Genomic DNA, 23201 nt, shown 5'->3' with positions numbered 1-23201 from the left:
AAGAGAGTGTGTGGATCGCCACACCTGACGCACGGGTCACGGGCGGTTAGGGTCGGGCAGGTCTGTGGACTGCCGACAAAAAACGCGAGGACCCGTCGATGCCCGACCAGCACACCCCCGCCCCCGTGGACGTCTTCTCCTGGATCGACGATGCGGAGCGGGCCCGCGAGCAGGCCGGACTCGTCCGGACGCTGCGGCCGCGTCCGGCGGACTCCCCGCTGCTCGATCTCGCGAGCAACGACTACCTCGGGCTGTCCCGGCACCCCGAAACGGTGCGGGGAGCGAGCGAGGCGGCCGGGCGCTGGGGCGCCGGAGCCACTGGATCACGTCTCGTCACGGGTACGACCGAACTTCATGCGGAGCTCGAGCGGGAGCTGGCGGCCTTCTGCGGGTTCGAGGCGGCGCTGGTGCTCTCCTCCGGATACGCGGCCAATCTGGCCGCCGTCACCGCGCTCAGCGACCGGGGCACCCTGGTGGTCTCCGACGCGGGAAACCACGCCTCGATCGTGGACGGCTGCCGGCTGTCGCGCGCCGAGACCGCCGTCGTCCCGCACTGCGACCCCGACGCCGCCCGCAAGACGCTCGCCGCCCACCGGGGGCGGGCGCTGCTGGTCACCGACTCGGTGTTCTCGGTCGACGGGGACGCCGCCCCGATCGCGGCCCACGCCGAGGCCTGCCGGGCCGAGGGCGCGGCCCTGCTCGTGGACGACGCGCACGGCCTCGGGGTACTGGGCGAGGGCGGCCGCGGGGCGCTGCACGCCGTCGGGCTCGCGGGGGCTCCCGGAGTGGTCGCGACGCTGACCCTCTCGAAGTCCCTGGGCAGCCAGGGCGGGGCGGTGCTCGGCCCGGCCAAGGTGATCCGGCACCTGGTCAACACGGCGCGGACCTTCATCTTCGACACCGGGCTGGCCCCGGCCGCGACGGGCGCCGCACTGGCCGCCCTGCGCCTGCTGCGGCGGGAACCGGAACGCGCGGACCGTGCCCGCGCGGTGGCCGCCGACCTGTACGGGCGGCTCACCGCGTCCGGCCTGACCGCGGCCCGGCCGGACGCGGCCGTGGTGTCGGTACGGGCCCCGTCGGCCGCGGCGGCACTGCGCTGGGCCGCCGACTGCCGCGAGGCAGGTCTGTCCGTGGGGTGCTTCCGGCCGCCGTCGGTACCGGACGGCATCTCCCGGCTGCGACTGACCGCGCGGGCGGATCTCACGGGGGTGGAGATCAGCCGTGCGGTGGAGACGATCCTGGGGACCGCTCCGGCCGGAGCCACGGACCGCTGAACGGAGCCGTTACGGGCGCTCCTGCGTCCTGCGTTTCCTGCGTTTCCTACGTCTTTCCTGCGTCCCGCCTACGTCTCGAGATCCGCACGGACGGAGACGAGGAAGCCGTCCCAGGCCGGCCCGGTGAAGAGCACGGCCGGGCCGTCCGTCCGCTTGGAGTCGCGGACGGCGAGCAGACCGCCGCCGAGGACGGCCGTTTCGACACAGTTGTTCATTCCGGTGCTGCGGCTGCTTCGCCGCCACCGCGCGCTGTTCAGAAGTCCGCCTGTGGATAAGGGGGTTGCGGACACGGGGGTGCCTCCTTACGCGTCGTCAGCGAGGGCGCTGATGAGATCCGACGAATCGCGGGGCGGGAGGGCGTGCGCCTGGATGGTGCGGAACGCGGCGCTGTACGCCTCAAGGTCTTCCTTCCGCTCCAGATAGAGGCTACTCGTCAAATGGTCGAGTACCACCACATCCAGATCGGCGATGTTCGGAAATGAGAAGATGACGAACGGTCCGGTGAGGCCGAGATGTCCCCCCACGCTGAACGGAAGTACCTGAAGCCGCACTTGGGGCAAACGCGCCACCTCCACCAGGTGCCTCAACTGTTCCTCCATCACCCCCGCCCCGCCGATCGTGCGCCGCAGCACCGCCTCGTCCAGCACGGCGCTCAGCTCCAGCGGCGGATCGGCCCGCAGTACGGACTGACGTGCCAGCCGTACGTCGACCAGCGCGTCCACCTTCGGCTCCGGCAGCCCGCCCAGCGCGGCCCGGGTCACGGCGCGCGCGTACTCCGGCGTCTGGAGCAGTCCGGGCACCACGGACAGCTCGACGGTGCGGGCCGAACGGGCGCCCGCCTCCAGGCTGATGAAGTCCCGGTACTCCTGCGGGAGCAGCCCCCGGTAGTCGTGCCACCACTGGCGGCCGCGTCCCGTGTCGGCGTCCGGCGCGGGGCCGGCCGCCGAGACCGAGAGAGCCTCCAGCAGGGCGCGCTGCTGCGCGCTCACGACGTCCTCCCCGTAGACGTCGAGCAGCAGCCGGATGTCCTCCACCTTGACGCCGCTGCGCCCCGTCTCGATACGGCTGATCTTCGACTGGTGCCAACCCGCCAGCCGGGCCGCCTCACCGCTGGTGAGTCCGGTCCGGTCGCGAAGGGCACGCAGTTCCTCGCCGAGCTTGCGTCGGCGCACCGCGGGACCATGCTGCACACCCGCCTCCTTCCACCGGCACAGCTCGCACCAGTCTGCCGTCCAAATACGCTCTTCCGTAGCAGAGTTCACCGCATTGAGGGACAGATATATGCATATCTTGGGGGATCGGCGGAAACGGCGGGACGATGGGTGGCACTCTGGCGTCCAGCGCAGATCCGGGGCGGCTTCGCCCCGGTGGGAAAGGGACCGTCGCCATGGCAGATCATCAGGAAGCATCCGTCACTCTGCCGAGCGATCCCGCCTCGGTCGCGGCCGCCCGCCGCTACGTCGCGGAGGTGCTGGGCGAGTGGGGACTGTCCGAGGGGACCGAGGCCGCCGACAGTATCCGGCTCATCGTCTCGGAACTGGCCACCAACTCCGTGCAGCACACCTTCGGGAAGTCGCCGACCTTCACCGTGGACATCCGCCTGGAGCGCGAGGAGTGGCTGCGCATCGGGGTCACCGACAGCCACCCGCGCTGGCCCAAGCGGCTCCCGGCCGCCGTCCAGCAGGACAACGGCCGGGGGATGGTCATCATCCGCTGGCTCGCCGCGGAGGCGGGCGGCCGGCTCTCGGTCAGCCCGACCGAGGCCGGCGGCAAGACCGTGTGGATCGCCCTGCCCTGGGTGGTCGCCGGCGCTCCCGCGAGGACGCCTACCGGCTGTTGAGGCCGGTCAGGACCCGGCGCGCTCCGAGACGCTGCGCTCGATGCACAGTTCGTTGCCCTCGGGGTCGGTCAGCGTGACCCAGCCCATGCCACCCTCCCGGCGGTGGTCGGCCTGCAGCTTCGCGCCGAGCGCTATGAGCCGCTCGACGTTCTCGTCGCGGGTTCCCGTCACGGGCTGGATGTCCAAGTGGACCCGGTTCTTCGCGGACTTGCCCTCGGGCACCCGGACGAAGAGCACCCCGGGCACGCCCGGCTGACCCGGGTCCAGCAGGATCTCGTCGTCCTGCGGCTCGTCGTCGGGGTGGATGGGGAAACCGGTCACGGCGGACCAGAACTGCGCCAGCCGGTACGGCTCCTGCGCGTCGAAGGTGATGTGGCGGACGGGGTTGACGAACATGCTGCTCCTCGTGGGCGGCTCCGTATACGGAAGCCGGTCTCTGCGACGCCCGGAGTTGAACCGGGTACCTGCTCGAAACGTGGGTTAACTCAGCGGAAAAGCGCGGCACCTAGCGTAACGGTCACGTTCCCTCCGCCCATGGTCACCCATGCGCCGGCAAAGCGGTGGTGGGCGGGACGGAAAGCCTTTCCCAGTGTTGGGCAAGACATGCTTGGCTCGGATATGTGCAGGTCAACTAAGTGTTGACGGCCCATAGGGTCGGCTCGGCACGATGTTGATCATGTCCCGGAAGCTTGGTGATTGCTGTGCAGCTGACCCCCCACGAGCAGGAGAGACTGCTCATCCACGTGGCCGCCGACGTGGCCGAGAGACGCAAGGCGCGGGGCGTTCTCCTCAACCATCCCGAGGCGATGGCCCTGATCACCGCACACATCCTCGAAGGAGCCCGCGACGGCCGGACGGTGGCCGAGCTGATGGCCTCCGGACGGACCGTGCTCTCCCGCGAGGAGGTCATGGAGGGGATACCCGAGATGATCCACGACGTCCAGGTCGAGGCGACCTTCCCGGACGGCACCAAGCTCGTCACGGTCCACGACCCCATCGTCGACAAGCGGGTATCCGCATGATCCCCGGCGAAATCGCCTACGGGGACGGCCCGGTGCACCTCAACGAAGGCCGGCCCGTCACCCGACTCATCGTGCTCAACGCCGCCGACCGGCCCGTCCAGGTCGGCTCGCACTACCACTTCGCCGAGGCCAACCCCGGCCTCGACTTCGACCGCGGCGCCGCCCACGGACTGCGCCTGGACATCGCCGCCGGCACCGCGGTCCGCTTCGAGCCGGGCATCCCGGTCGCCGTGACCCTCGTGCCGCTGGCCGGGCTGCGCACCGTGCCGGGACTGCGCGGGGAGACCGGAGGGCCGCTCGATGGCTGAGATATCGCGCGAGGTCTACGCCGACCTCTTCGGGCCCACCACGGGCGACCGCATCCGCCTCGCCGACACCGACCTCTTCGTCGAGATCGAGCAGGACCTCGCCGGCGGGCCCGGCCGGGCCGGCGACGAGGCCGTCTTCGGCGGCGGCAAGGTCATCCGCGAATCCATGGGCCAGGCCCGCACCACCCGTGCCGAGGGGGCCGCCGACACCGTCATCACCGGGGTGGTGATCCTCGACCACTGGGGCATCGTCAAGGCCGACGTCGGCATCCGCGACGGCCGGATCTGCGGCATCGGCAAGGCGGGCAACCCCGACACCATGGACGGCGTCGACCGCGCCCTGGTGATCGGCCCCGAGACCGAGATCATCGCGGGCAACGGGAAGATCCTCACCGCCGGCGCCGTCGACGCCCACGTGCACTTCATCTCCCCGACCGTGATCGATGCGGCCCTCGCCTCCGGCATCACCACCCTCGTCGGCGGCGGCACCGGCCCCGCGGAGGGCACCAAGGCCACCACCGTCACCCCCGGCCCCTGGCACCTGGCCCGGATGTTCGCCGCGCTGGAGGCCCACCCCGTCAACATCGGCCTGCTCGGCAAGGGCAACACCATGTCCCGCGAGGGCATGTACTCCCAACTGCGCGGCGGAGCACTCGGCTTCAAGCTCCACGAGGACTGGGGATCCACCCCGGCCGTCATCGACGCCTGCCTCACCGTCTGCGAGGAGACCGGCGCCCAGGCCGCCATCCACACCGACACCCTCAACGAGGCCGGGTTCGTCGCCGACACCCTCGCCGCCATCGGAGGGCGGACCATCCACTCGTACCACACCGAAGGCGCGGGCGGCGGGCACGCCCCCGACATCATCACCGTGGTCTCCGAGCCGAACATCCTGCCCAGCTCCACCAACCCGACCCGGCCGCACACCGTCAACACCGTCGAGGAACACCTCGACATGCTGATGGTCTGCCACCACCTCAACCCGGCCGTCCCCGAGGACCTGGCCTTCGCCGAGTCCCGGATCCGGCCCTCCACCATCGCCGCCGAGGACGTCCTGCACGACCTCGGAGCCATCTCGATCATCTCCTCCGACGCCCAGGCCATGGGCCGCGTCGGCGAGGTGATCCTGCGCACCTGGCAGACCGCCCACGTGATGAAGAAGCGCCGCGGCTCCCTGCCCGGCGACGGACCCGCCGACAACCACCGGGCCCGGCGCTACGTCGCCAAGTACACGATCAACCCCGCCGTAGCCCAGGGCCTGGCCCGCGAGATCGGCTCCGTCGAGACCGGCAAGCTCGCCGACCTGGTGCTGTGGAAGCCCGCCTTCTTCGGGGTCAAACCCGAACTGGTCATCAAGGGAGGCCAGATCGCCTATGCGCAGATGGGCGATGCCAACGCCTCCATCCCCACCCCGCAGCCGGTCCTGCCGCGCCCGATGTTCGGGGCGTACGGGCGGGCCCCCGGCCTCAACTCGGTCAACTTCACGGCCCAGGAGGCCCTCGACGACGGACTGCCCGAACGGCTCGGGCTCGGCAAGGAGTTCGTCGCCATCGAGAGCACCCGCAAGGTGACCAAGGCGGACATGCGCAACAACGACGCCATGCCGAGGGTGGAAGTCGACGCCGACACCTTCACCGTCACCATCGACGGCGAGGTGGTGGAACCGGCCCCGGCGGCGGAACTCCCCATGGCCCAGCGCTACTTCCTTTTCTGATGGGGGCCTCTTCTGACGGGAGGGCTCTGTTCCGATGAGCCTCGCCACCCTCCTCGTCCTCGCCGACGGCCGCTTCCCCGCCGGAGGGCACGCCCACTCCGGCGGGGCCGAGGCCGCCTGCAAGGCGGGCCGGATCCACGACGCCGCGACCCTGGCGGAGTTCTGCCGCGGCCGGCTGCACACCACCGGGCTCGTCGCGGCCGCTCTCGCCGCGGCGGCGGCCCTCGGGATCGACCCGGCGGCCCTCGACGAAGCCGCCGACGCCCGGACCCCGTCGCCCGCGCTGCGCACCGCTGGGCGGCGGCTCGGGCGCCAGCTGATGCGGGCCGCCCGCGCCACCTGGCCCGGCGCGGAACTGGAAGCGCTGGCCGTCGCGTTCCCGCGCGGGGCGCACCAGCCCGTCGTGCTCGGCGTCACGGCCCGGTCGGCGGGGCTCGGGCCGCTGGACGCCGCGCACGTGGCGGCGTACGAGAGCGTGAGCGGGCCGGCCACCGCCACGGTACGGCTGCTCGGCCTGGACCCCTTCGAGGCGAGCCGGGTCCTGGCCGTGCTCGCCCCCGAGCTGGACTCCGTGTCCCGGCGCGCGGAACGGGCCGCGCGACGGGCCCTCACCGACGGTACGCACACCCTGCCCGCGGCCTCCTCGCCGCTGCTGGACATCGCGGCGCAGGCCCATGCCGACTGGCCGGTACGCCTGTTCGCCTCCTGAGCCGTCCAGCACCCTCCGGCGCACACCCGCATCCCCGCTTCAGCCCAAGGAGACCCCCATGCACCTCGACCCCTCCCTCGGCGGTGGGATCTTCCCGCACCGCCACACCCACAGCGCCGAGCCGCTGCGGGCGGACGGGACCCGCCGGGCCCTGCGCATCGGCCTCGGCGGGCCCGTCGGCTCAGGCAAGACCGCCACCGTCGCCGCGCTCTGCCGAGCCCTGCGCGCGGAGCTGTCCATGGCCGTGGTCACCAACGACATCTACACCCGCGAGGACGCCGAGTTCCTGCTCCGCGAAGCCGTCCTGCCGCCCGAGCGGATCAGCGCCGTGGAGACCGGCGCCTGCCCCCACACCGCCATCCGCGACGACATCTCCGCCAACCTGGAGGCCGTCGAGGAGCTGGAGGAGGCCTTCCACGGACACGGACGGCTCGACCTGATCCTCGTGGAGTCCGGCGGCGACAACCTCACCGCCACCTTCTCCAGGGGCCTCGTCGACGCCCAGATCTTCGTCATCGACGTGGCCGGCGGCGACGACATCCCGCGCAAGGGCGGCCCCGGCGTCACCACCGCCGACCTGCTCGTCGTCAACAAGACCGACCTCGCCCCCCACGTCGGCTCGGACCTGGGCCGGATGGCCCGCGACGCCGCCGAACAGCGCGGCGAACTGCCCGTCGCCTTCCAGTCCCTGCGCGGCGAGGAGGGCGTGGCCCCGGTGGCCGCCTGGGTGCGCGAGCGGATCGCCGCCTGGACCGCCCGGTGAGCCCTACGGCGATCCCCGCGGCCCTCCCCACGGTGACGGCCGCGCCCTCCGCCCGGCCCCCGGCCCCCGCTGCGGCCGGCCTGCGCGCCACCGCCCGGATCGGGGCCGCCGCCGACGGGCGGGGCTCCACCGCCCTGCCGCTGCTGGCCGGGGAGGGGCCGCTCGCCCTGCGCCGCACCCGGGGCGGGCCCGGCGAGGCGGGCGTCATGCTGGTCGGCGCCATGAGCGCCCCCCTGGGCGGTGACCACCTCACGGTCGAGGCCACCGCCGGACCGGGCGCCCGGCTGGTGCTCCGCTCGGCGGCGGCCACGCTGGCGCTGCCCGGCCGGCACGGGGAACCCGCGCGGTACGACGTACGGCTCCGGCTCGGGGACGGAGCGGCGGTGCGCTGGCTTCCGGAGCCCCTCATCTCGGTGCGCGGCAGCGACCTGCGGGTCCGTACCCACGCCGAACTCGCCCCCACCGCCCGGCTCCTGCTGCGCGAGGAGCAGGTACTCGGCCGCACCGGGGAGGCTCCGGGCCTGCTGCGCGCCCGGCTCACCGTGACCCGGGACGGCCGCCCGCTGCTGGACCAGGAGGTGGCCTGCGGACCCGGCGCGCCGGGCGGCTGGGACGGTCCGGCGGGACTCGCGGGCCACCGGGCGCTGGGCCAGCTGCTGGTGGTGGACCCGGAGTTCGCGAAGGCCCCGCCGCAGGCCGGGATGCTGGGGGAGTTCGCGGCGCTCTCCCCGCTGGCGGGTCCGGCCGTCCTGGTCACGGCCCTGGCCCCGGACGCGTTGCGGCTCCGCGAACTGCTCGACTCCGCCTGCGCCGCCTACGGTTGGTGAACCCGGGCGGCCACCACGGCCGACCACCGCCGAACCCGGGACGAACCCGACACCGCTGAGCGGTACACCCCTTTCCGGATATCGGGTTGGCAAAGAACGGCCCCGTGCTCTGTCGCCCGCTCCCGGTCAGGCGGAAGTATCCCCTGGACATGCCGACGTGCATCCACACCGGCACGAACCACGCCGCCCACGGCGGCGGATGACGCAGGGGGAACAACTACGTGATACGCAACGCGGTGCTGGGGAGCGCCGCCACTCTGGTCACCGGCACGCTGGCGGCGAGCCTGCTGCTCGCCCCGTCGGCGTCGGCCTCCTCGGCCTTCTCGCCCGGCCCCTCCGGCCGCGACAACCCGATCGCCGAGGCGTTCGGCACCCAGATCGCCGCCGCCCGCGCGGCGCGCGCCGGGATCGACTGGAAGGACTGCCCGCCCGACTGGGGCTTCGCGGCGCCCATCCAGTGCGGCTATGTGAAGGTCCCGCTCGACTACAGCAAGCCCTTCGGCAAGACCATCGACCTCGCGGTCGACCGCGCCGTCAGCACCGGCACCAAGGAAGAGCGCCAGGGCGCCCTCGTCTACAACCCGGGCGGCCCCGGCGGCTCCGGCATGCGCTTCCCCCGCCGCATCACCACCAACAGCCCGCTGTGGGTCAACACCGCCAAGGCGTACGACTTCGTGGGCTTCGACCCGCGCGGCGTCGGCCACTCCGCGCCGATCTCCTGCATCGACCCGCAGGAGTTCGTCAAGGCACCCAAGGTCGACCCGGTGCCGGACACCCAGGCCGACAAGGACGCCCAGCGCAAGCTCGCCGAGGAGTACGCGGACGGCTGCAAGGAGCGCAGCGGCGAGATGCTGCCGTTCATGACCACGCCGAACGTCGCGCGTGACCTGGACGTCATCCGTGCCGCCCTCGGCGAGAAGAAGCTGAACTTCATCGGCGTCTCCTACGGCACCTACATCGCCGGGGTCTACGCCACCCTGTTCCCGACGCACGTGCGCCGCATGATCGCGGACAGCGTGGTGGACCCGGCCCGCGACAACATCTGGTACGAGGCCAACCTCGGCCAGGACGTCGCCTTCCAGATGCGCTGGAACGACTGGGAGGACTGGGTCGCCAAGAACGACGCCTCCTTCCACCTCGGCAAGACCCGCGCAGAGGTCGAGGCCAAGTGGCTCGAGCTGCGCGCCAAGGCCAAGGCCAACCCGCTCGGTGGGATCGTCGGCCCGGCCGAGCTCATCGGCTTCTTCCAGAGCGCCCCGTACTACGACTCCTCCTGGGTGCCCGTCGCCCAGACCTGGTCCGCGTACGCCGCCGGTGACGAGCAGGCGCTGATCGACGCCATCGCCCCCGACATGAGCGACATCCAGGGCAACGCCTCGGCGGAGAACGGCAACGCGGTCTACACCGCCGTCGAGTGCGCCGACGCCAAGTGGCCCACCAGCTGGTCCAAGTGGGACCGGGACAACACCAAGCTGCACGCCCAGTACCCCTTCATGACCTGGGCCAACGCGTGGATGAACCTGCCCTGCGCCACCTGGAAGTCCAAGCAGCACAACGCCATCGAGGTCGGGGTCGGCGCTCACCGCGGCCTGCCGCCGGTGCTGATCGTCCAGGCCGAGCGGGACGCGGCCACGCCGTACAAGGGCGGGGTCTCGCTGAACAACCGGCTCGCCGGCTCGCGTCTGATCACCGAGCAGGGCGCCGGATCGCACGGTGTCACCAACCTGGTGAACCCCTGCATCAACACCCGGGTCGACACCTACCTGCTCACCGGCAAGGTGGACGCCCAGAACGTGACGTGCGGTCCGCACGCCACTCCGGTGGCCCCGGCCCCCGTCGCCGCCAAGCTGCTCGCCCCGGCCCCGGCCGCGGACCAGCGGGCGATCGACGAGCTCCCGGCCATCCGCTAACCGGACCGGGAGGCAACGGCTCCGACCCACAGGGGAGGGGCCCGGCACGGGAGAAGGCTCAGCGCGTCCTGCGCCGGGCCTTCTTCCGTGCTTCCTCTTCCTCGGCCTTGACCTCGGCGGCGTACCGGTCCACGTACTCCTGGCCGGACAGGGCGAGGACCTCGTACATGATCTCGTCGGTGATGGCCCGCAGGACGGCCCGCTCGCCCTCCATCCCCGCGTACCGGGAGAAGTCCAGCGGTCGGCCGAAGCGGATCGTGACCCGGCGGATGCTGGGGATCTTCTGCCCGGGCGGCTGGATCTCGAAGGTCCCGACCATCGCGCACGGGACGACGGGCACCGCGGCGCCCAGCGCCATCGCGGCTACGCCGACCTTGCCCTTGTACAGCCGCCCGTCGTGCGAGCGGGTGCCCTCCGGATAGATGCCCAGCAGCTCGCCCTTGGACAGCACCCCGAGCCCCTCGCGGAGCGCGGCCTGACCGGCGTCCTTACCGGAGCGGTCGACCGGGATCTGTCCGGCGCTGCGGAAGAAGGCGGCGGTGAGCCGTCCCTTCACTCCCGGTCCGGTGAAGTACTCGGCCTTCGCGAGGAAGGTGATGCGCCGCTTGAGGATCGCGGGCATCAGGAAGTGGTCGGAGAAGGAGAGGTGGTTGCCCGCGATGATCGCGGCCCCGTCCTCGGGAATGTTCTCCAGTCCTTCGATGCGGGGCCGGAACAGGAGCCGCAGCAGCGGCCCCAGGATCACGTGCTTGAGCAAGTGGTAGAACACCAGGCGGCTCCCGTCGACGTCCCGTGGTCACGGACATCCTACGGACGGCTCGCCCGGGGACGGAGGGGGCGTCGGCTCAGGTACCGCCCGAGGCCGCCATGCCCGCGGTGAGCAGCCCCAGCACCACCCAGCCGAACCACAGCCAGCCGTTGCTTCCGAGGGCCACGGAATACGTGGCGATCGCCACCAGAGAGGCGAAGGTCATCACTGCCATCGCCTTCACGGATCCGGTCATGCCCCATGGTGGCGCCTGAAGGCGGTCCAGCGCTACTGGCCACGCGCTTGGAGCGAGGCGAGATACGAGTTGTAGGCCGCCAGCTCCTGGTCCCCGTTGCGGTCCTCGGACCGGTCGGAGCGCTTCGCGGCCCGCTGTTCCGAGTGGTACCACTGGTAGACCAGCGCGATGAGCACCAGCACCGAGGGGACCTCGCTGAAGGCCCAGGCGATGCCGCCGCCCCACTGCTGGTCGAGCAGCGGGTCGATGCCGAGGGACGCGGGCGGATTCGCGTACGTCTTGATCATCGGCTCGCTGCCCATCATCAGCGCGATGCCGAAGAAGGCGTGGAAGGGCATTCCGGCGAACAGCTCCAGCATCCGCATCACGTAGCCGGGGCGGTGCGGGCCCGGGTCCACGCCCATGATCGGCCAGAAGAAGACGAGGCCGACGGCGAGGAAGTGCACCATCATCGCGATGTGGCCGGTCTTCGACCCCATCAGGAAGTCGAAGAGCGGGGTGAAGTACAGGCCGTAGAGGCTGGCGATGAACATCGGGATGGTGAACACCGGATGGGTGATCACCTTCATGTACCGGCTGTGCAGGAGCATCAGCAGCAGCTCGCGCGGCCCCTTGTGGCCGCGGGCCGCCGGCGGCAGCGCGCGCAGCGCCAGCGTCACGGGTGCGCCCAGCAGCAGCAGGATCGGGCTGAGCATGCTGATCACCATGTGCTGGACCATGTGCACGCTGAACATGACCATGCCGTAGTCGTTCAGCTTGGTGCACATCACCAGGGCCACGCTCAGCACGCCGATGGTGAAGGCGACCGTCCGCCCGACCGGCCAGGAGTCCCCGCGCCGGCGCAGCCGCACCACGCCCCATCCGTACAGCGCGAGGCCGAGGAGCGAGCCGATCAGGAAGAAGGCGTCGAAGGAGAACTCCAGCCCGCGCCCGAGGGTGAAGGGCGGCAGGTCCATGTTCATGTCGTGCATGTCCATGGTGCCGTGCGCGAGGTAACTCAATCTCTTCACTCCCTTGACCCGTGGTGCCCCACCACAGTAATGCCGCCCCCGGACGGGAAATCGTCCGGGGGCGGCCATTACGGGAGTGACGCGCAGAAAGGGGGAAAGATCACAAAACGTTCTGCGCCTCGGCGTAGCGCTCGGACGGGACCGTCTTCAGGGTCTGCACGGCCTCGTCGAGCGGGACCATGACGATGTCCGTGCCGCGCAGCGCCGTGAGCATCCCGAACTCGCCCCGGTGGGCCGCCTCCACCGCGTGCCAGCCGAAGCGGGTCGCCAGGACCCGGTCGTACGCCGTGGGCGTGCCGCCGCGCTGCACGTGGCCCAGGATGACCGGGCGGGCCTCCTTGCCGAGGCGGTCCTCCAGCTCGACGGCGAGGCGGTTGCCGATGCCGGCGAACCGCTCGTGCCCGTACATGTCGGTGCCGCCCTCCTCCAGGGCCATCGAGCTGCCCTCGGCGGGCTTGGCGCCCTCGGCGACCACGACGATCGCGAAGCGCTTGCCCTGCTCGAAGCGTTCGCCGACGATCGCCGTCAGCTCCTCGATGTCGAAGGGACGCTCCGGTACGACGATCGCGTGCGCACCGGCCGCCATGCCCGAGTGCAGGGCGATCCAGCCGGTGTGGCGGCCCATGACCTCCACGACCATCACGCGCTGGTGGGACTCGGCGGTGGTCTTCAGCCGGTCCAGTGCCTCGGTGGCGACCCCGACGGCGGTGTCGAAGCCGAAGGTGACGTCGGTCGAGGCGATGTCGTTGTCGATCGTCTTGGGGACGCCGACGATCGGCAGACCGCCCTGCGAGAGCAGGTTGGCGGCCTTCAGGGTGCCTTCGCCGCCGATCGGGATGATGGCGTCCAGGCCGAGATCGGCGACGTGGCCGCGGGCCCGCTCCACGCCGTCGCGCAGATGGGCGGGCTGGACCCGGGAGGAGCCCAGAATCGTTCCGCCACGGGCCAGGATGCCGCTCACGGCATCCAGGTCGAGCTTGCGGTAGTCGCACTCCAGCAGGCCGCGCCAGCCGTCGTGGAAACCGATGACCTCGTCCCCGTGGTCGACGACGGCGCGGTGCACGACGGAGCGGATGACGGCATTGAGGCCGGGGCAGTCGCCTCCGGAAGTGAGCACACCTATGCGCATGGCAGGGAGGACCTTTGCAACGTGGGCCGACGACCGGACCACGTCGTCCGGTTGGAACTACCCAGCACCCTACAAGCGGATCGAGGGTGGACTGAACCATCCTCCACATGCTGGTCAGATCAGTCGTACGAAAACACGTCGGCCCGGACACCCCGAGGGGAATCCGGGCCGAACGCCGGGTATCGGCGGTGCCGGTGGCGGTGTGGCTACGTGGGCTACGCGGGCTGTGTGGCCGCCGCGATCCGCTCGGCGCGCAGCGCCTCGTACCAGCGGTCGTCGATGGGCGGCAGCGCGTTCACGTCGAGGGCCAGCTTCAGCAGCAGGTCCGCGATCTGCGGGTTGCGCGCCATCACGGGACCGTGCATGTACGTGCCGAACACCGTGTCGTTGTACGCGCCTTCGGTACCGTCACCGGTGCCGTTGCCCCGGCCGAGCCGGGTGTGGGCGAACGGCTTGGCCGTCGGGCCGAGGTGCGTGACCCCCTGGTGGTTCTCGAAGCCGGTCAGCTGCGGCAGGCCGAGCCGCGGATCGATGTCCGCCAGCACGTCGCCGACGCACCGCTCGCCCTCGCCGCGCACGGTCACCACGTCCAGCAGGCCGAGGCCCTGCTGACGCTCGCCGACGTCGTTGACGAACTCCTGCCCCAGGATCTGGTAGCCGGCGCAGACGGAGAAGACGATCGCCCCGTTCGAGACGGCGCGCTCCAGACCGCCGTCGCGCAGCAGCCGCTCCGCGGCCAGCCGCTGCGGCCGGTCCTCGCCGCCGCCGATCAGGTAGATGTCGCCCGAGGTCGGGATCGGCTGGTCGCTGCGCACGTCCACGCGCTGCACGTCCAGGCCGCGCCGGCGGGCCCGGCGCTCGACGACCAGGGCGTTGCCCTGGTCTCCGTACGTGCTGAGCAGGTCGGGGTAGACCCACACCAGACGCAGGCTGTTGTCGCTCATGCTCTTGTCCTTATGGGTACTAGTTGCCGACGCGGCGGCGCACGTCCTGGAAGGCGGTGTAGTTGGCGATCAGCTCGATCTGTCCGGGCGGCGCCAGCTGCACGGCCTCGTCGAGGGTCTCGCACACCCGGAAGTCCAGGCCCGCGACTTCCAGACGGACCGCGAGGTCCAGCTTGCGGTCGCCGATCACGAAGATCGGGTGGCCGGCCAGGCGCGGGTAGTCCACGTCCCACAGCCAGGAGGTGTCGGTGCCGTCCGCGCCGCGTGCGTTCACCGACAGGATCACCGGGGTCGGCGGCGGGTCGATCAGGGAGAAGGTCTCCAGCCAGCCGGCCGGGTTCTTCGCGAGCAGCAGGCGCAGTTCGCGGCCCTGGAAGCTCACCACGTCGTAGCGTCCGGCGACGGCCTGCACCTGGTACATCCGCTCCAGCGCCACCTGCGGCGGGACGCCGAAGACGGCTGCCACGGCGGCCGAGGTGGCCGCGTTCGCCTTGTTGGCGCGGCCCGGGAGCTGGAGGCTGATCGGCCAGGCGCTGCCGTGCGGGTCGAGCACGTGGTCACCGGAGAGCACCCAGCTCGGGGTGGGGCGCCGGAAACCGCACTCGCCGCAGAACCAGTCGTCGCCCGGACGCTGCATGACGCCACCGCAGGAGGGGCACGACCAGGCGTCGTCCTTCCACTCCTGGCCGGCCGCGACCCACACCACGTTCTGCGAGGAGGAGGCGGCCCACACGATCAGCGGGTCGTCGCAGTTCGCGACGACGACCGCCTTGGAACCCGAGAGGCCCTCGCGCCACTTCTCCGCGAGCATGCGGGTCTCGGCGGCGCGGTCCAGCTGGTCGCGGGAGAGGTTCAGCAGGGCGATCACCTTGGGGGTGACGTCCCGGGCCACTCCGGCCAGGTACTTCTCGTCCACCTCGATGACGCCGTACTTGGCGTCCGAGCCGCCCGCCAGGGCGGAGGTGATGCCCGCCGGCATGTTGGCGCCCAGGGCGTTCGAGACGACCGGGCCGCTGGCCCGCAGGGCCTCCGCGATGAGCCGGGTCGTCGTGGTCTTGCCGTTCGTCGCCGAGACGAGGACGACGTCGAGATGCTGCGCCAGCGCGCCGAGGAGATCGGGGTCGAGCTTGAGCGCGACCTTTCCTCCGATCACCGATCCGCTTCCGCGTCCCGCGGCCCGCGACACCGCCGCCGCGGCCTTGCCCGCCGTCACGGCCAGCTTGGCCCGCGGCGAAAGCGGCTCTGTGTTGCCTGCCATCGTCCCTTGTCCTCCTTGCGTCGGTCACCCCCAGCCTATCCATGACCTGCCCGCGCCCCGACCGCGGCGCCCCCGGTCTGCCGAAGATCTCCTCATATAGTCGCCCGTCGTAGTCTTACCGCCATGCGACAGCGCCCCCTCCCCGGTACCTCCGGCATCGTCCGCACCATGAGCCTGCTGGGCGACCCGGTGCTCCATTCCGCTTGCGCGGAGGTCACCGAGTTCGGCCCGGCCCTCGACCGGCTCATCGAGGACATGTTCGCCACGATGTACGCCGCCCAGGGCGTCGGCCTCGCCGCGAACCAGATCGGCGTCGGACAGCGGGTGTTCGTATACGACTGCCCCGACGACGAGGACGTCCGCCACGTCGGGCACATCGTCAACCCGCGGCTGGTGTCCGCCGACGGGGACGAGTTCCTGGGCCCCGAGGGCTGCTTGTCCCTGCCGGGGCTGGAGGCGGGGACGCTCCGCTACGACAGCGCGGTGGTGGAGGGTGTCACCTCGGACGGCGCGGCCGTACGGATCTCCGGGACCGGGTTCTTCGCGCGGTGCCTGCAGCACGAGTGCGATCACCTGGCCGGTGTGGTGTACGCGGACCGGGTGACCGGGCTGCGGGCCCGGCGCCTGCGGAGGGCCATCCGCAAGACCGACTGGGGCGCGGCGGCGCTGCGCGACTAGCTTGCGGACGGCCGGCGCCCCAGGAACCCCGGCTCCGCCGGGCGCCGGGCTCTGCCCGGACCCGCGCCTCAAACGCCGGCGAGGCTGGATTTGCCCCGGCGGCGCCGGATGTGCCCGGGTGGGCTCAGAAGCCCGGGCCGTCCGCCCGGTTGCCGGCTGTGGCCAGGCGGCCCCACAGGAGGTCGGTGAGGGCGCCGACGAGTTCCGCGCGTTCGCAGGGGCGTTCGCCGAGCCACCAGTCGCCGGCCGCGTGCATCATGCCGACGATGCCGTGGCCCCAGACCCGGGCCAGGCGTTCGCCGCCGGGGCCCAGGTCCACGCGTTCGCCGATCACCTGGGCCAGTTCCTCGCCGAGGCGGCGCAGCAGCGGGGCCGAGTGCAGGCCGACGTCGAAGCCGCGCTCGGGGGCCTGGGAGTCCTCGGCCGGGTGCATGAGGAAGCGGTAGACCTGGGGCCGGGCCTCGATCGCCGCGAGATAGGTGTCGAGGGTGGCCTCCACCCGCCTGCGACGTTCGGCGGGTGCGTCCAGCGCCGCGCGCAGCGAGTCGAGCAGGGCGTCCGTGTGCCGGACGGCCAGGGCCTGGTAGAGGCCCGCCTTGTCGCCGAAGTGGCGGTAGAGGATGGGCTTGGTGATCCCGGCCTCCGCCGCGATGGCGTTCATGGACGCCTTGGGTCCGTCTCTGAGGACGACCCGGTCGGCGGCCTCCAGCAGCTCCCGCCGCCGGCGCTCGCCCGCTCCCGGCTCGCCGGACTGCCGTGTGGTCTCCATGCCCTGTTCACTCCCCGCCCTTGCGATGTCCTGACGCCCACGCAACGTAACACCCCGCACACCCTGGTGATCTCATCGGCGGTCCGTGATCGCTGCTGCTTGACAGTGCTTACCGGCCGGTAACAGACTGGAGTCGGAGTGAGGGTTACCGCTGGTAACTCCTGTGCAGAGAAAGCTGGAGGGGACATGGCGGAGTTCACCATGGAGCTCAACGACGACCAGAAGCAGGTACGGGACTGGATCCACGGCTTCGCCGCCGACGTGATCCGCCCCGCCGCCGCGGAATGGGACGAGCGCGAAGAGACTCCGTGGCCCGTCATCCAGGAGGCCGCCAAGGTCGGCATCTACTCCCTCGACTTCTACGCCCAGCAGTTCTTCGACCCCACCGGCCTCGGCATCCCGATGGCCATGGAGGAGCTGTTCTGGGGCGACGCGGGCATCGCGCTGTCGATCGTCGGCACCGGGCTCGCCGCCATCGGCGTCGTCGCCAACGGCACCGAGGAGCAGATCGGGACCTGGATCCCGCAGATGTACGGCACCCCGGACGACGTGAAGGTCGCCGCCTTCTGCTCCTCCGAGCCCGACGCCGGCTCCGACGTCGGCGCGATGCGCACCCGCGCCGTGTACGACCAGGCGACGGACGAGTGGGTGCTCAACGGGACCAAGACCTGGGCGACCAACGGCGGCATCGCCAACGTCCACATCGTGGTGGCGGTCGTCGACCCGGAGCTGGGGACCAAGGGGCACGCCTCCTTCATCGTGCCGCCGAACACCCCGGGCCTGTCGCAGGGGCAGAAGTTCAAGAAGCACGGCATCCGCGCCTCGCACACCGCCGAGGTGGTGCTGGAGGACGTACGGATTCCCGGCTCCTGCCTGCTCGGCGGCAAGGAGAAGCTGGACGAGCGGCTCGCGCGGGCCCACGAGCGGGCCAAGGCGGGCGGCGGGGAGCGTGTGAAGAACGCGGCCATGGCCACCTTCGAGGCCTCCCGCCCGGCCGTCGGCGCCATGGCGGTCGGCACGGCGCGCGCCGCGTACGAGGTGGCGCTGGACTACGCGAAGACCCGTACGCAGTTCGGCCGGCCGATCATCGACAACCAGGGCGTCGCCTTCCAGCTCGCGGACATGCGGACCTCCATCGACGCGGCCCGGCTGCTGGTGTGGCGGGCTTCCTGGATGGCGGTCGCGGGCAAGCCCTTCACCTCGGCCGAGGGCTCGATGTCCAAGCTGTTCGCGAGCGAGACCGCCAAGAAGGTCACCGCCCAGGCGGTCCAGATCCTCGGCGGCAACGGCTTCACCCGCGAGTACCCGGTGGAGCGCATGCACCGCGACAGCGCGATCTACACCATTTTCGAGGGGACGAGTGAGATCCAGCGGCTGGTGATCGCGCGCACGCTCTCGGGCATGCCGATCCGCTAGCGCGGGGCTGGAGCGGGGAAGGTCAGGGGCCCGGGGCCGCCGTGAGGCGGCCCCGGGCCCCTGCGTGCGCCGGTGCCGCCCGGCGGCCCCTCGTGCCGCCCCGGGCCCCGAAGGCCCGGCCGTGCCGTTCAGGGGCGCAGGAGGGCTTCCAGGGCGCGGGTGAAGAAGAGGCGCGCCGCCGCTGCCACCAGGGGGTCGAAGGGGCGGCCCAGGCCGCGTACGCGCAGTTCCTCGCGCCATTCGGCCTCGCAGCCGCCCGCGGGCGAGGGGCGGAGCTCGATCTCCGCCCGGCCGCGCACCACGCGGCCGTGTTTGACGAGCCGGACCAGTCCCGCGGAGCCGCCCTGCGGGGGCTGCCAGAAGGTCACTTCCATCGGGTCGTCGAAGGTGATGCTCCCCACGCCCGTACGCATGGTGAAACGGGTTCCGGTGTGCGTGGGAGGCGGCGTTTCGACGATCGCCCGGGTGAGCGGGACGGCGGCGGCGTGGCGTTCCCAGTCCGTCAGCCTCCTCCACGCCACCTCGGTGTCGAGAAGTGTGCGGCGAATGATCCGGATAGCGGGCATGAGCGCATCGTAAGCGGGCATACACACCCTGAACTGGGCGGCGAATATGGGTTCCGCCCGGGGGTGGCGATCAGTAATACTCACCGCCACCGTGGATCGCGGATTCGACCGGGTGACCACCGGCCTTCCCGCCCCACTCTGCGAGGAGGTGCGCCATGTGCTCCCACCAGCCCCCCTGCCCGACCGCCGACAGCGTCGACCACGACGCCGCACGCACCGTGGCCTTCCACCCCGAACAGGGCTGGAACCTGCTGTGCAACGGCGCCGTCGTCTTCGATGACACAGGTGAACTGCTCCCCGACGGCCGCACGGTGGAACCCCGCCGCCCGGCCCTGGTCTGAGCGAGGAGGCAGCATGCGCCAGCAGCTGATCCGAAAGCCCGTCCCGAAGCCCGCACCCCGAGACCTGGACCTGCGTACACCGTCGGGCAGACCCCTCCCGTACTGACGGGAGCCCCGGAGTTACGCCACGGCGACATCGGCTGAGCCCACGGCGGGCGTCAGCCGGTGGAAGCCGCCGCGCCGCCCAGGAAGGCGCTCTCGTACGCCTCGTCGCCGATCGCCGCCCTGGCCTGCCGTTCGCCCTGGTCGCGCACGGCCGTGAGCGAGGGGGAGCCCATCTGCGGCCGGCCCACCGTGCGCCACCAGGCGTGCCCCGTGCCCAGTAGCCGGGCCGCCAGCTCGCCGTCTCCCAGGGCCGCCACCGCCGCCGCCAGCAGGTCGAGACCGAGCGCGATCCCGAAGCGGTCGCCCAGCAGCCGCTTGCCCGACAGCATCGCCCGCGCGTGTCGGGCCGCCTCCCCGTGGTGGCCGAGCCCGAACGCCGCCATGGCCAGGATGTAGTCCGCGTACGCCCGCAGCCAGCGCTCGCCCAGCTCCGCGCAGGCCTCGCGCAGGCCCCGCGCCTCCTGCTCGGCCTCCTCGAAGCGCCCGAGGTCGCACAGGGCGTAGCCGGTGGCCAGCCGGCACAGCAGCCAGCCCACGCCGGTGGGTCTCCCGCCGTGGCCCCCGCGCGCCCGGGGGCCGGCGAGCGCCAGGGCCCGTACGGGATCGCCCGGCATCAGCACCGACACCGCGAGCAGGTACGCGGCGCGCAGCTCCGGCTCCGGGTCGGCCAGGGTGGCCGCCGCGCCGGTGCACGCCTTGCCGAGCTCCTGGGACGTGGTCAGGTCGCCCTGGAGCAGAGCGGTGAGCCCCAGGGCCCACAGGGCCTGGACGTAGGCGGCTCCCGAGCGCGGACCCCGGCTCAGAGCCCGTTCCAGGAAGGCCCGGCCCTCGTGGACGTGGCCGCAGGAGAACCAGAAGAACCAGAGCGCGCCGGCCGTCTCCAGGGCCGCCGTGGGATCCGAGCGGAGCAGGTGCTCCAGGGCGGTACGCAGCTGCGCGTGCTCGGCGGTCATCCTGCGGTACCAGTCCACCTGGCCCGGGCCCATCCAGCCCGGGTCGGCGGCCTTCGAGAGGGCTGCGTACCAGTGGGCGTGCCGGTCGGCGACGACCCGTTCCTCGCCGAGCTCCGCCAGCCAGTCCTGGCCGTACTCGCGGATGGTGTCCAGCAGCCGGTAGCGGGCGCCCGCGCCCCGTTCCCGGCTGCACCGGACCACCGACTTGGCCACCAGGCCGGCCAGCACCCGCTCCACCCGTGCGGCGGGCAGCGGTCCGCCCGAGCACACCGCGCGCGCCGCGGCCACGTCGAAGTCCCCGGTGAACACCGAGAGTCGGGCCCACAGCAGCCGCTCGACCGGCTCGCACAGTTCGTGGCTCCAGCCGATCGCGGTGCGCATCGTCTGGTGCCGGGGGAGCGGGGCCGTGGCGGTGCCGGAGAGCAGGTCGAAGCGGCCTTCGAGGCGCTGCGCCATCTGTTCCAGGGTCCAGAGCCGCATCCGGGCGCCGGCCAGTTCGAGGGCGAGGGGAATCCCGTCCAGGCGGCGGCAGATGTCCGCGGCGAGGGCCGCCCGGTCCGGGTCGGCGAAGGCGGCCGCGGCGTGCGGGGTGGCGGCGATCGCACGGGCCCGGAACAGGGCGAGGGCGTCGCTGTCGGGTCCGTCGCTGGGCAGCGGGCTGACCTCGACCAGGTCCTCACCGGGGCTGCGGAGCGGCTCGCGGGTGGTGATGAGCACGGTCAGGCCCGGTGCGGACTGCAGGAGTTCGCCCACCAGGTGCCGGCAGGCGGCCACCAGGTGCTCGCACGTGTCGAGGACGAGCAGCAGCTCCTTGTCGGCCATCCACGCGCACAGTTCCTCGTCCAGGGGGCGCGGGGACTGGTGGGCGAGGCCGACGGCGTGCGCGACGGTGGCGGTCAGCAGTTCGGTGTCGCGCAGCGGGGAGAGCTCCACCCACCACACCCCGTCGGGCCTGCGCTGGCGGGGGTCGGCGGCGGCCCGCAGGGCCAGCCTGGACTTGCCGACGCCGCCGACGCCCGTGAGCGTCACGAGCCGTCGCTCGCGCAGCAGGTCGCAGAGGAGGCCGAGTTCACGCTCACGGCCCACGAAGCTCGCCGTTTCCGGCGGCAGGTTTCCCGGCACGGCGCCAGAGTCTGGCCCAGGATCGCCGTCCGTGGAATCTGCCTGATTGTTGTTGACCGAGTACTCACCGAACACGGGAGTATTCTGCGCGATCTTCTTTCTCCGCAGTACCGTTCGGGACAGATCGAACGAACGGGTTGTCAGGAACCGCTCCACCGCGCGGAGTTCGGGAGGCGGTTCAGGAGGCTTCAGGAGGCAAGTACGATCCGCCGTTCTGCGGAGAAGGCGCCCCAGGTGCCGTCGGGCAGCCGCGCCCGGAGCTTCACCGTCCATGCGGTTCCGGGCGGTTCGGCGACCGTGAGGCGGTGCTCCGCCCAGCCGGCCGGGACGGCGCCCCCGCCGAACTGGATGACGGTGGTGGGGCGTCCGTTGACGTAGAGCTCGTACGCGGTGGTCTCCCGGCCGGTCGCCGGGGCGGTCCAGGCGAGGGTGACCGCGCCCGGCGAGGCGACCGCCGTGAACTCGGCCGGAGCGGTGTCGGTCCGCTGTCCGGGCCCGGGCGGGGTGGTCACGTCCGCGGCGGGACCGGCCGGGGAGGAGTTGTCGGCCCCGTCCCGGGCCCGGACGGTGAAGGTGTACGCGCTGTCGGGCCGGAGGTCCTCCAGGACCGTCGTGGTGGTGCCGGGGCCGACCGTGTGGATCCGGGCGTCGCCCTGGTAGACGTCGTACGCGGTGACGCCCGTGTCGTCGGTGGCCGCGGCCCAGGTCAGTCGGGCGGAGGTGGGCGTGAGGGCCTGCCCGTCCGTACGGGGCGGGGCGGTCGGGGCCTGCCGGTCCTCGGCCGAGGCCGCGGGGGTGGTGGCCGAGGCGGCCGCAGCGGCCGGGGAGGTGTTCCCGGCGGCGTCCCGGGCGCGGACGGTGAACGCGTAGGCCGTCCGCGGGGTGAGGCCGGTGATGTCGGTCATCGTCTTGTCGGCGGGCAGTTCACGGACCAGCCGGTCCGCCTGGAAGACGAGGAAGGAGGTCACCCCGTCGGCGGGCGCGGGCGACTGCCACATGACGTGGACCGAAGTGGCGCTGCCCGCTTGGGCGGTGAGCCCGGCCGGGGCCGCCGGGGGCGTGGTGTCGGAGGCGCCGCACGCCGTCAGCGCGGCGCTCGCGAGGGCCAGGGCGGCGAGGGCGGGCGCCGTTCCCCGTACGGACGGCCACGGGGAGGCGTGCGTGGGGTGGGGCGCGGTGCGGGGTGCGGGGTGGTGCACGGCGGGCGCCCTCTTCTTCCGTTCTTCGGGTCTTCCGGTTCTCCGGTTCTTCCGGCTCCCCGGTTCTTCCGGCTCCCCGGAAAGGTCTAGACATATATGGCATGCCCCGCGGCGGCCGGGCAAGACCCCTGCGCGCCCCCTTCCCGCCGGCGGAGTCCGGTGCGGGCCTGCCGGCGGTGGGGGACGACCCCGTGCTGCTCGGCCGCTGGTGCGGGCGAACGGTCCACTGGGGCGAGATCGTCAAGGACTGAACACCGGTCACGGACCGTCAACACCCGTTTGGCGGACACGAGTTTCGCCCGAAGGGCCCTCCCACTGCGCCACCATGGCGGCGCGTAAG

The 23201-nt window shown here is 72.1% G+C and carries 26 protein-coding genes; 13 read left to right on the top strand and 13 right to left on the bottom strand.

Annotation, left to right across the window (positions count from 1 at the left end; genetic code table 11):
- Positions 1-98 precede the first annotated feature (98 nt).
- On the top strand, positions 99-1274 hold the full coding sequence (locus AC3IYI_RS05705; RefSeq protein ID WP_489409167.1) for an 8-amino-7-oxononanoate synthase: 1176 nt from the start codon (positions 99-101) through the stop codon (positions 1272-1274).
- A 68-nt stretch (positions 1275-1342) separates the two neighbouring features.
- On the opposite strand, the gene AC3IYI_RS05700 is transcribed toward AC3IYI_RS05705, so the two are convergent.
- Positions 1343-1564: a DUF397 domain-containing protein gene (locus AC3IYI_RS05700; protein WP_243339618.1), complete on the bottom strand. Its 222-nt coding sequence runs from the start codon at positions 1562-1564 to the stop codon at positions 1343-1345.
- A 12-nt stretch (positions 1565-1576) separates the two neighbouring features.
- Positions 1577-2464 (bottom strand): helix-turn-helix domain-containing protein, encoded by an 888-nt coding sequence (locus tag AC3IYI_RS05695; protein WP_489409166.1) that lies wholly within the window; start codon positions 2462-2464, stop codon positions 1577-1579.
- A 197-nt stretch (positions 2465-2661) separates the two neighbouring features.
- Here AC3IYI_RS05695 and AC3IYI_RS05690 point away from each other — a divergent pair, with 197 nt between their 5' ends.
- Entirely contained in the window at positions 2662-3114 is a 453-nt protein-coding gene (locus tag AC3IYI_RS05690; protein ID WP_489409165.1) for an ATP-binding protein, read from the top strand.
- A 6-nt stretch (positions 3115-3120) separates the two neighbouring features.
- Here AC3IYI_RS05690 and AC3IYI_RS05685 read toward each other — a convergent pair whose 3' ends face one another.
- Positions 3121-3510 carry a VOC family protein gene (locus tag AC3IYI_RS05685; protein WP_489409164.1) on the bottom strand — a complete coding sequence of 130 codons (390 nt, stop codon included), beginning with the start codon at positions 3508-3510 and terminating at the stop codon, positions 3121-3123.
- A 305-nt stretch (positions 3511-3815) separates the two neighbouring features.
- Here AC3IYI_RS05685 and AC3IYI_RS05680 point away from each other — a divergent pair, with 305 nt between their 5' ends.
- From AC3IYI_RS05680 to AC3IYI_RS05650, 7 genes are all read left to right on the top strand, one after another.
- The gene (locus AC3IYI_RS05680) at positions 3816-4136 is read left to right on the top strand and encodes an urease subunit gamma (RefSeq protein WP_489409163.1); all 321 of its coding nucleotides are present in this window, start codon (positions 3816-3818) and stop codon (positions 4134-4136) included.
- Complete coding sequence (locus AC3IYI_RS05675; protein ID WP_489409162.1) at positions 4133-4444, top strand: urease subunit beta; 312 nt, start codon at positions 4133-4135, stop codon at positions 4442-4444. The genes AC3IYI_RS05680 and AC3IYI_RS05675 overlap by 4 nt, the downstream gene beginning before the upstream one ends.
- Positions 4437-6158 carry an urease subunit alpha gene (locus AC3IYI_RS05670; RefSeq protein ID WP_489409161.1) on the top strand — a complete coding sequence of 574 codons (1722 nt, stop codon included), beginning with the start codon at positions 4437-4439 and terminating at the stop codon, positions 6156-6158. Before AC3IYI_RS05675 ends, AC3IYI_RS05670 begins: the two co-directional genes overlap by 8 nt.
- Positions 6159-6192: 34 nt before the next feature.
- The gene (locus AC3IYI_RS05665) at positions 6193-6867 is read left to right on the top strand and encodes an urease accessory protein UreF (protein ID WP_489409160.1); all 675 of its coding nucleotides are present in this window, start codon (positions 6193-6195) and stop codon (positions 6865-6867) included.
- Positions 6868-6925: 58 nt separating this feature from the next.
- A complete protein-coding gene (ureG, locus tag AC3IYI_RS05660; RefSeq protein ID WP_489409159.1) occupies positions 6926-7630 on the top strand; it encodes an urease accessory protein UreG in 705 nt (234 codons plus the stop codon).
- Positions 7631-7662: 32 nt separating this feature from the next.
- Entirely contained in the window at positions 7663-8457 is a 795-nt protein-coding gene (locus tag AC3IYI_RS05655; RefSeq protein WP_489411899.1) for an urease accessory protein UreD, read from the top strand.
- A gap of 221 nt (positions 8458-8678) precedes the next feature.
- Positions 8679-10367, top strand: coding sequence for an alpha/beta hydrolase (locus AC3IYI_RS05650; RefSeq protein ID WP_489409158.1), 1689 nt, complete (start codon positions 8679-8681; stop codon positions 10365-10367).
- A gap of 58 nt (positions 10368-10425) precedes the next feature.
- On the opposite strand, the gene AC3IYI_RS05645 is transcribed toward AC3IYI_RS05650, so the two are convergent.
- The 6 genes from AC3IYI_RS05645 to AC3IYI_RS05620 form a co-directional block, all read right to left on the bottom strand.
- A complete protein-coding gene (locus AC3IYI_RS05645) occupies positions 10426-11136 on the bottom strand; it encodes a lysophospholipid acyltransferase family protein (RefSeq protein ID WP_489409157.1) in 711 nt (236 codons plus the stop codon).
- Positions 11137-11212: 76 nt separating this feature from the next.
- Complete coding sequence (locus tag AC3IYI_RS05640; protein ID WP_250740168.1) at positions 11213-11371, bottom strand: hypothetical protein; 159 nt, start codon at positions 11369-11371, stop codon at positions 11213-11215.
- A gap of 32 nt (positions 11372-11403) precedes the next feature.
- Positions 11404-12348, bottom strand: coding sequence for a cytochrome c oxidase assembly protein (locus tag AC3IYI_RS05635; protein WP_489411898.1), 945 nt, complete (start codon positions 12346-12348; stop codon positions 11404-11406).
- Positions 12349-12481: 133 nt separating this feature from the next.
- Positions 12482-13510, bottom strand: a complete 1029-nt coding sequence (locus AC3IYI_RS05630) for a 6-phosphofructokinase (RefSeq protein WP_243339607.1) — start codon at positions 13508-13510, stop codon at positions 12482-12484.
- A gap of 215 nt (positions 13511-13725) precedes the next feature.
- Positions 13726-14454, bottom strand: a complete 729-nt coding sequence (locus AC3IYI_RS05625) for a type 1 glutamine amidotransferase (protein ID WP_489409156.1) — start codon at positions 14452-14454, stop codon at positions 13726-13728.
- A gap of 19 nt (positions 14455-14473) precedes the next feature.
- Entirely contained in the window at positions 14474-15712 is a 1239-nt protein-coding gene (locus AC3IYI_RS05620; RefSeq protein WP_243339605.1) for a MurT ligase domain-containing protein, read from the bottom strand.
- Positions 15713-15835: 123 nt separating this feature from the next.
- On the opposite strand from AC3IYI_RS05620, the gene def reads away from it, so the two are divergent.
- Positions 15836-16390, top strand: coding sequence for a peptide deformylase (gene def, locus AC3IYI_RS05615; protein WP_327251569.1), 555 nt, complete (start codon positions 15836-15838; stop codon positions 16388-16390).
- A 124-nt stretch (positions 16391-16514) separates the two neighbouring features.
- Here the strand turns inward: def and AC3IYI_RS05610 are convergent, their stop codons facing one another.
- The gene (locus AC3IYI_RS05610) at positions 16515-17159 is read right to left on the bottom strand and encodes a TetR/AcrR family transcriptional regulator (protein WP_489409155.1); all 645 of its coding nucleotides are present in this window, start codon (positions 17157-17159) and stop codon (positions 16515-16517) included.
- 186 nt (positions 17160-17345) lie between these two features.
- Here AC3IYI_RS05610 and AC3IYI_RS05605 point away from each other — a divergent pair, with 186 nt between their 5' ends.
- A complete protein-coding gene (locus AC3IYI_RS05605) occupies positions 17346-18575 on the top strand; it encodes an acyl-CoA dehydrogenase family protein (RefSeq protein WP_250740162.1) in 1230 nt (409 codons plus the stop codon).
- Between the two features lie 128 nt (positions 18576-18703).
- Here AC3IYI_RS05605 and AC3IYI_RS05600 read toward each other — a convergent pair whose 3' ends face one another.
- Positions 18704-19141 carry an SRPBCC family protein gene (locus AC3IYI_RS05600; RefSeq protein WP_489409154.1) on the bottom strand — a complete coding sequence of 146 codons (438 nt, stop codon included), beginning with the start codon at positions 19139-19141 and terminating at the stop codon, positions 18704-18706.
- Between the two features lie 155 nt (positions 19142-19296).
- Between AC3IYI_RS05600 and AC3IYI_RS05595 the strand changes: the two genes are divergently transcribed.
- Positions 19297-19482, top strand: a complete 186-nt coding sequence (locus tag AC3IYI_RS05595) for a DUF5999 family protein (RefSeq protein WP_243341733.1) — start codon at positions 19297-19299, stop codon at positions 19480-19482.
- A gap of 158 nt (positions 19483-19640) precedes the next feature.
- Here AC3IYI_RS05595 and AC3IYI_RS05590 read toward each other — a convergent pair whose 3' ends face one another.
- Positions 19641-21662, bottom strand: coding sequence for an ATP-binding protein (locus AC3IYI_RS05590; RefSeq protein ID WP_489409153.1), 2022 nt, complete (start codon positions 21660-21662; stop codon positions 19641-19643).
- A gap of 188 nt (positions 21663-21850) precedes the next feature.
- A complete protein-coding gene (locus tag AC3IYI_RS05585; protein WP_489409152.1) occupies positions 21851-22861 on the bottom strand; it encodes a fibronectin type III domain-containing protein in 1011 nt (336 codons plus the stop codon).
- A gap of 101 nt (positions 22862-22962) precedes the next feature.
- Here AC3IYI_RS05585 and AC3IYI_RS05580 point away from each other — a divergent pair, with 101 nt between their 5' ends.
- Positions 22963-23112: a hypothetical protein gene (locus AC3IYI_RS05580; RefSeq protein ID WP_489409151.1), complete on the top strand. Its 150-nt coding sequence runs from the start codon at positions 22963-22965 to the stop codon at positions 23110-23112.
- The last annotated feature ends 89 nt before the right edge of the window (positions 23113-23201 follow it).

It is taken from the genome of Streptomyces sp. GL_148, assembly GCF_057834205.1.
The sequence above is the reverse complement of the archived record's forward strand: the minus strand, read 5'-3'. Positions and strand labels throughout refer to the sequence as shown.